General features: G+C 71.7%; 5 protein-coding genes and 1 pseudogene. 5 read left to right on the top strand and 1 reads right to left on the bottom strand.

Annotated elements, in window-relative coordinates; genetic code table 11:
- Positions 1-1,343 (bottom strand): formimidoylglutamate deiminase (locus D183_RS24720; protein WP_017909413.1); only part of this gene is annotated, 1,343 nt, incomplete at its 3' end.
- Positions 1,344-1,406: 63 nt separating this feature from the next.
- Between D183_RS24720 and hutI the strand changes: the two genes are divergently transcribed.
- The 5 genes and pseudogenes from hutI to D183_RS24715 form a co-directional block, all read left to right on the top strand.
- Positions 1,407-2,609, top strand: a complete 1,203-nt coding sequence (gene hutI, locus D183_RS0113180) for an imidazolonepropionase (RefSeq protein WP_017909412.1) — start codon at positions 1,407-1,409, stop codon at positions 2,607-2,609.
- Positions 2,606-4,144 carry a histidine ammonia-lyase gene (gene hutH, locus D183_RS0113175; protein ID WP_017909411.1) on the top strand — a complete coding sequence of 513 codons (1,539 nt, stop codon included), beginning with the start codon at positions 2,606-2,608 and terminating at the stop codon, positions 4,142-4,144. Before hutI ends, hutH begins: the two co-directional genes overlap by 4 nt.
- A 124-nt stretch (positions 4,145-4,268) precedes the next feature.
- Positions 4,269-5,132 (top strand): N-formylglutamate deformylase, encoded by an 864-nt coding sequence (hutG, locus tag D183_RS0113170; RefSeq protein WP_026144442.1) that lies wholly within the window; start codon positions 4,269-4,271, stop codon positions 5,130-5,132.
- Between the two features lie 50 nt (positions 5,133-5,182).
- A complete protein-coding gene (gene hutU, locus D183_RS0113165; protein WP_017909409.1) occupies positions 5,183-6,850 on the top strand; it encodes a urocanate hydratase in 1,668 nt (555 codons plus the stop codon).
- Positions 6,851-6,990: 140 nt separating this feature from the next.
- Positions 6,991-7,225, top strand: a pseudogene (locus D183_RS24715) (hypothetical protein); the annotation flags it as partial.

Here is a 7,225-nt window from a genome sequence, read left to right as displayed (position 1 = left end):
CGCTGCAGGTGGCGGCCCTCGCGGACCAGCGCACGCCCGTGGCGCCAGACCGAACGCACCGCGCCGCCGCGCGCGGCGAACAGCCAGCTGTCGAGCCAGGCGTCGCCGTCGCGCGCCTGCAAGGCCGGATGCGTGGCGTCCAGTTCGACCAGATCGGCCGGGGCGCCCTCGCACAGGCCCTGGGCGACGCCGAGCGCCTGCGCCGCGCCCTGTGCGGCGGATTGAAACAGCAGGCGGCCGCTGGACAGCGCGGTGTCGCCGGTGAGCACGTTGCGCCCGCGCAGGCTCAGGCGCTGGCCGTACTCGAGCAGGCGCAGTTCCTCGGCCGCATCGATCAGCACATTGGAGTCGGAGCCCACGCCGAAACGGCCGCCGGCGCGCAGGAAGTCCTGCATCGGGAACAGGCCGTCGCCGAGGTTGGCCTCGGTGATCGGGCACAGCCCGACCACCGCGCCACTGGCGGCGAGGCCCTGCACTTCCGCGTCGTCGACGTGGGTGGCATGCACCAGGCACCAGCGCGCATCCACCGGCGCGTGCGCCAGCAGCCATTGCACCGGGCGCTGCCCGCTCCAGGCCAGGCAGGCGTCGACTTCGCGGGTCTGCTCGGCGATATGGATGTGCACCGGGCCGCCGCACAACGGCAGCAGCGCCGCCAGTTCGTCCGGGGTGACCGCGCGCAGGCTGTGCGGGGCCAGCCCCAGCACCGCGTCGTCCAGCCCCTGCAGGGCACGACGGCTGCCGTCCAGCAGTGCGGCGAACCCGTCGACGTCGTGCAGCAGGCGCTGTTGCGCCGGGTTCGGCGCGGCGCCGCCGAAATCGGCATGCGCATAGAACACCGGCAGCAGGGTCATGCCGATATCGCTGGTCTGCGCCGCGGCAGCCAGGCGCTGCGCCATCTCGGCGCGGTCGGCGTAGGGCCGGCCGTCGGCGGCGTGATGCACGTAATGGAACTCGCCGACCCGGGTGAAGCCGGCCTCGAGCATTTCCACGTAGGCCTGCTCGGCGATGGCCTGCAGATCGTCGGGGCTCAGCCGCTGCAGGAAGCGGTACATCAGCTCGCGCCAGCTCCAGAAGCTGTCGCCGCTGCGCCCGCCGATCTCGGTGAGCCCGGCCATGCCGCGCTGGAAGGCGTGGCTGTGCAGATTGCCCAGCCCGGGCACCACGATGCCCAGGCATTGATCGCCCAGGGCTGCGGCCACGCCGTTCTGCACCGTGGCGATACGGCCGCCGCGCACGCCGATGCGCACGTCGCGCGCCCAGCCCTGCGGCAGCAGAGCGTGCGCGCACCAGAAATCGCCCGATCCCGCGTTGCCGCTGGCCTGCTGCTGCGCCTCGGTCTGCACTGGACACCCTCCATCGACCACAATATTGTATATACAAAATAACCGACGAGCCTGCCCGTGACCATGCCCTGCGACACGCTCTGGCACAACGCGCACCTGATGACGCTCGACGCCGAGGACGGCGGATTGGGCCTGGTCCACGACGGCGTGGTGGCCTGCCGCGACGGCCGCATCGTCTATGCCGGCGCCGCCGCGCAGTTGCCCGGCCCACTGTCGGCGCAGCGCAGCATCGACTGCGGCGGACGCTGGATCGGTCCCGGCCTGATCGATTGCCACACCCACCTGGTCTATGCCGGCAACCGCGCCGGCGAGTTCGAGCAGCGCCTGCTCGGCGCCAGCTACGCCGACATCGCCCGCGCCGGCGGCGGCATCGTCTCCACGGTGCGCGCCACCCGCGCCGCCGACGAGGACGCCCTGCTCGCCGCCAGCCTGCCGCGGCTGGATGCACTGCTGGCCGAAGGCGTGACCACGGTTGAGATCAAGTCCGGCTACGGCCTGACTCTGGACGACGAACTGCGCCTGCTGCGCGTGGCGCGGCGCCTGGGCGAGCTGCGCCCGGTGGACGTGTCGTCGACCTTCCTCGGCGCGCACGCGGTGCCGCCCGGCGGCGAGGCCCAGGCCTATATCGACGAGGTCTGCGAGCGCATGATCCCGGCGGTCGCCGCGCAGGGCCTGGCCGAGGCGGTGGACGTGTTCTGCGAGCACCTGGCGTTCACCCCGGCGCAGACCGAGCAGGTGTTCCAGGCCGCGCAACACCATGGCTTGGCGCTGAAGATCCACGCCGAACAGCTGTCCAACCAGGGCGGCGCGGCGCTGGCCGCGCGTTACGGCGCGCGCTCGGCCGACCATGTCGAATACCTGGACGACGCCGGCGTCGCCGCCATGGCCGCGGCCGGCACCGTCGCGGTGCTGCTGCCGGGCGCGTTCTATTTCACCCGCGACACCCAGTTGCCGCCGATCGCCGCACTGCGCGCCGCCGGCGTGCCGCGTGCGCTGGCCACCGACTGCAACCCCGGCACCTCGCCGCTGACCAGCCCGCTGCTGGCGATGAACCTGGCGGCGACGCTGTTCCGGCTGACCGTGGCCGAATGCATCGCCGGCTTCACCCGCGAGGCGGCGCGCGCGCTCGGGCGCCAGGACCAGGTCGGCCGGCTGCGCGCCGGGCTGGCCTGCGACCTGGCGATCTGGGACATCGCCGAACCGGCCGAATTGGTCTATCGCATGGGCTTCAACCCGCTGCATGCGCGTATCTGGAGAGGACAATGAGCGACGACGAGATCCTGCTGCGCCCCGGCGCGGTCAGCCTGGCGCAGTGGCGCGCCGTGTACCGCGGCGCCAGCGTGCGCCTGGACCCGGCCTGCGCCGACGCGGTGCTGCGCAGCGCGCGCACCGTGGAGGCGATCGTCGCCACCGGCGCGCCGGTGTACGGCATCAACACCGGCTTCGGCAAGCTGGCCAGCGTGCGCATCGAGCGCGAGGACCTGGAGGCCCTGCAGCGCAACATCGTGCTGTCGCACGCGGCCGGGGTCGGCGCGCCGATGCCGGTGCCGGTGGTGCGACTGATGATGGCGTTGAAGCTGGCCAGCCTGGCCCAGGGCGCCTCCGGCGTGCAGCCGCAGACGCTGGCGCTGCTGGAAGCGCTGCTGCGCCACGAGGTGATCCCGGTGGTGCCGTGCCAGGGCTCGGTCGGTGCCTCCGGCGATCTGGCGCCGCTGGCGCACCTGGCCACGGTGATGCTCGGGGTCGGCGAGGCCTTCGTCGGCGACGCGCGCCTGCCGGCGGCGCAGGCGCTGGCCCAGGCCGGGCTGCAGCCGCTGACGCTGGGCGCCAAGGAGGGCCTGGCCCTGCTCAACGGTACCCAGTTCTCCACCGCCTACGCGCTGGCCGGCCTGTTCGAGATCGAGCGCGTGTTCCATGCCGCGCTGGTCGCCGGCGCGCTGTCCACCGAGGCCGCGAAAGGCTCGGACACCCCATTCAATCCGCGCATCCACGCGCTGCGCGGCCAGCCCGGGCAGATCGCCACCGCCGTGGCGCTGCGCGATTTGATGCACGCCTCGGCGATCCGCGATTCGCACCGCGACAACGACGTGCGCGTGCAGGATCCGTACTGCCTGCGCTGCCAGCCGCAGGTGATGGGCGCGGCGCTGGACGTGATGCGCCAGGCCGCCACCACCCTGGCCACCGAGGCCAACGGCGTGTCGGATAACCCGCTGGTGTTCAGCGACACCGGCGAGGCGCTGTCCGGCGGCAACTTCCACGCCGAACCAGTGGCCTTCGCCGCCGACATGCTGGCGCTGGCGGTATGCGAGATCGGCTCGATCAGCGAGCGCCGCGTCGCCATGCTGGTGGATCCGGCGCTGTCCGGATTGCCGGCGTTCCTGACCCCCAAGCCCGGTCTCAACTCCGGCTTCATGATCCCGCAGGTCACCGCCGCGGCGCTGGTGTCGGAGAACAAGCAACGCGCCTACCCGGCCAGCGTCGATTCGATCCCGACCTCGGCCAACCAGGAAGACCACGTGTCGATGGCCGCGCACGGCGCGCGCCGCCTGCTGGCGATGGCCGAGAACGCGGCCAACGTGGTCGGCATCGAACTGCTGGCCGCCGCGCAGGGCTGCGACTTCCACGCGCCGCTGCGCTCCAGCGCCGCCCTGGAAGCGGCGCGCGCGCTGCTGCGCGTCCGCGTCCCGGCGCTGCAGGACGATCGCTATTTCCATCCGGACATGCTGGCCGCCACCGCGCTGGTGCGCGACGGCGCGCTGGCCGCGGCGGTGGGGATGCGGCTGCCCGAGGTTAGCGTCTGATCTGAAGAACCCGCCGTAGGAGCAGCTCTGCCCCTTTTTGGGATCAGCCGCGACCGGGCTTTACCAGGTAATGCCCCGTTCGCGGCTGAAGCCGCTTCCACAGAACAGCACAACGCGAGGCCGTATGACATCCCTGCCCGACTGGCTCACTGTGCACCGCGGCGATGCGCCGCTGATCCTCAGCTTCCCGCACACCGGCACCGACCTGCCGGAAGCGCTGGCCGACCGTTTCGTCTCGCCATGGCTGGCGCAGCGCGATGCCGACTGGTGGGTGCACCTGCTGTACGACTTCGCCAACGCGCTGGGCGCGACCACCGTGCGCACCGCGATCTCGCGCTCGGTGATCGACGTCAACCGCGACCCGGCCGGGGTGTCGCTGTATCCCGGGCAGAACACCACCGGGCTGTGCCCACTGACCACCTTCGACGCGCAGCCGCTGTACCGACCCGGGGCCGAGCCGGATGCGGCCGAGATCGACGCGCGCCGCACGCAGTGGTTCGCGCCCTACCACGCCGCACTGGACGCGGAGATCGCGCGCCTGCGCGCCCTGCACCCGGCCATCGTGGTGTACGACGCGCATTCGATCCGCTCGCGCATTCCGCACCTGTTCGACGGCGAGTTGCCGCAGTTCAACATCGGCAGCGCCGGTGCCTCCGGCGCGGTGGACAGCAGTTGCGCGGCAGCGCTGACCGATGCGGTGGAGCGCGTCTGCGCCGGCAGCGGCTTCAGCCACGTCCGCAACGGTCGCTTCAAGGGCGGCTGGAGCACCCGCCACCACGGTGCGCCGGCCGACGGCGTGCACGCGATCCAGATGGAACTGGCCTGCCGCGGCTACATGCACGAGCCGGACACGGTCGACCCCGGCAACTGGCCCTCGCCGTGGCAGCCCGAATACGCTGCGCCGCTGCGCGCGGTGCTGCAGCAGGTGCTGCAGGCCTGCCTCGACGTCGTCCGCAGCCCCGCCGCATCCGCCCGCACCACCGCCTGACGCGCGCGCAGCGCGTTCCGCCTTCCGCGCATCCACCTGAGGATTCCCGCATGACCCGCCTCGACGCCACCCGCATCATCCAAGCGCCCACCGGCAGCACCCTCACCGCCAAGAGCTGGCTGACCGAAGCGCCGCTGCGCATGCTGATGAACAACCTGCACCCGGACGTGGCCGAGCGGCCGCAGGAACTGGTGGTGTACGGCGGCATCGGCCGCGCCGCGCGCGATTGGGAGAGCTTCGACGCCATCGTCGAGACGCTCAAGCGCCTGGACGACGACCAGACCCTGCTGGTGCAGTCGGGCAAGCCGGTCGGCGTGTTCCGCACCCATGCCGACGCGCCGCGGGTACTGATCGCCAATTCCAACCTGGTGCCGCGCTGGGCCAACTGGGACCACTTCAACGAACTCGATAAGAAAGGCCTGGCCATGTACGGCCAGATGACCGCCGGCAGCTGGATCTACATCGGCGCGCAGGGCATCGTCCAGGGCACCTACGAGACCTTCGTCGAAATGGGCCGGCAGCACTACGGTGGCGACCTGTCCGGCAAGTGGCTGTTCACCGGCGGTCTCGGCGGCATGGGCGGCGCGCAGCCGCTGGCCGCGGTGATGGCCGGTGCCTCGTGCCTGGCGGTGGAGTGCCGCAAGAGCAGCATCGACATGCGCCTGCGCACCGGCTACCTGGATACCTGGACCGACTCGCTGGACGAGGCGCTGCGCCTGATCGCCGAGGCCTGCGCGGCGAAGACGCCGCGCTCGGTCGGCCTGCTCGGCAACGTCGCCGACGTGCTGTCCGAGCTGTTGGCGCGCGGGATCAAGCCGGACCTGCTGACCGACCAGACCTCCGCGCACGACCCGGTCAACGGCTACCTGCCGCAGGGCTGGACGGTCGAGCAGTGGGACGCCAAGCGCGTCTCCGCGCCGAAGGAGGTGGAACAGGCCGCGCGCGCCTCGATGGCCAACCATATCCGCGCCATGCTCGGTTTCCACGCCCTGGGCGTGCCGACCGTGGACTACGGCAACAACCTGCGGCAGATGGCGCTGGAGGAAGGCGTGGCCAATGCCTTCGACTTCCCGGGCTTCGTCCCCGCCTACATCCGCCCGCTGTTCTGCCGCGGCGTCGGCCCGTTCCGCTGGGCCGCGCTGAGCGGCGACCCGGAGGACATCGCCAGGACCGACGCCAAGGTCAAGGAACTGATTCCCGACAACCCGCACCTGCACCGCTGGCTGGACATGGCCGCCGAGAAGATCCGGTTCCAGGGCCTGCCGGCGCGCATCTGCTGGGTCGGCCTGGGCGACCGCGACCGCCTGGGACTGGCGTTCAACGAGATGGTCGCCAAGGGCGAACTGAAGGCGCCGGTGGTGATCGGCCGCGACCACCTGGACAGCGGCAGCGTCGCCTCGCCGAACCGCGAGACCGAGGCCATGGCCGACGGCTCCGACGCCGTCTCCGACTGGCCGCTGCTCAACGCCCTGCTCAACACCGCCAGCGGCGCCACCTGGGTCTCGCTGCATCACGGCGGCGGCGTCGGCATGGGTTTCTCGCAACACGCCGGCATGGTCATCGTCTGCGACGGCACCGAGGCGGCGGCCAAGCGCATCGCCCGGGTGCTGTGGAACGACCCCGCGACCGGCGTCATGCGTCATGCCGATGCGGGGTATGCCATCGCCCTCGACTGCGCCCGCGACAAGCACCTGGACCTGCCCGGCATCCTGCGCTGAGGCCGGCGCCCGTCCGCCGCCTGCGCGCGGCGGGCGGGCGCACGACGCGGCAAAGCGGAACTGCGTCACCCCTCGCACGATACAGCCTCAAGTTCGGCCGAGCTGCGCCGACAAGGGATGCATCGTTTCAAGGAGCCTGCATGGGCATCCTGATCTACCTCACTCCTGCCGTGGCGCTGTGGGCTGCCGTTGCCACAGCGTTCGCGCATGGCTTGTTCCAGCGTCTGGGGCATGCCTATCGGCGCGACGCGACTGCGAAGGAGACGATCGCGCGGTATCAGGCGGCGCTGAGCCAGCTGAAGGCGCAGGCCGCGGCCAGCGCGCAGGAACTGGAAACGCTGCGCCAGGACCACGAGCGCCTGCGCGCGACCTACG

Source organism: Xanthomonas sp. SHU 199 (genome assembly GCF_000364665.1).
In the GTDB taxonomy this organism is placed as follows: domain Bacteria; phylum Pseudomonadota; class Gammaproteobacteria; order Xanthomonadales; family Xanthomonadaceae; genus Xanthomonas_A; species Xanthomonas_A sontii.
Note: the sequence above shows the minus strand (reverse complement) of the source record. Positions and strands in the feature narration are given on the sequence as shown.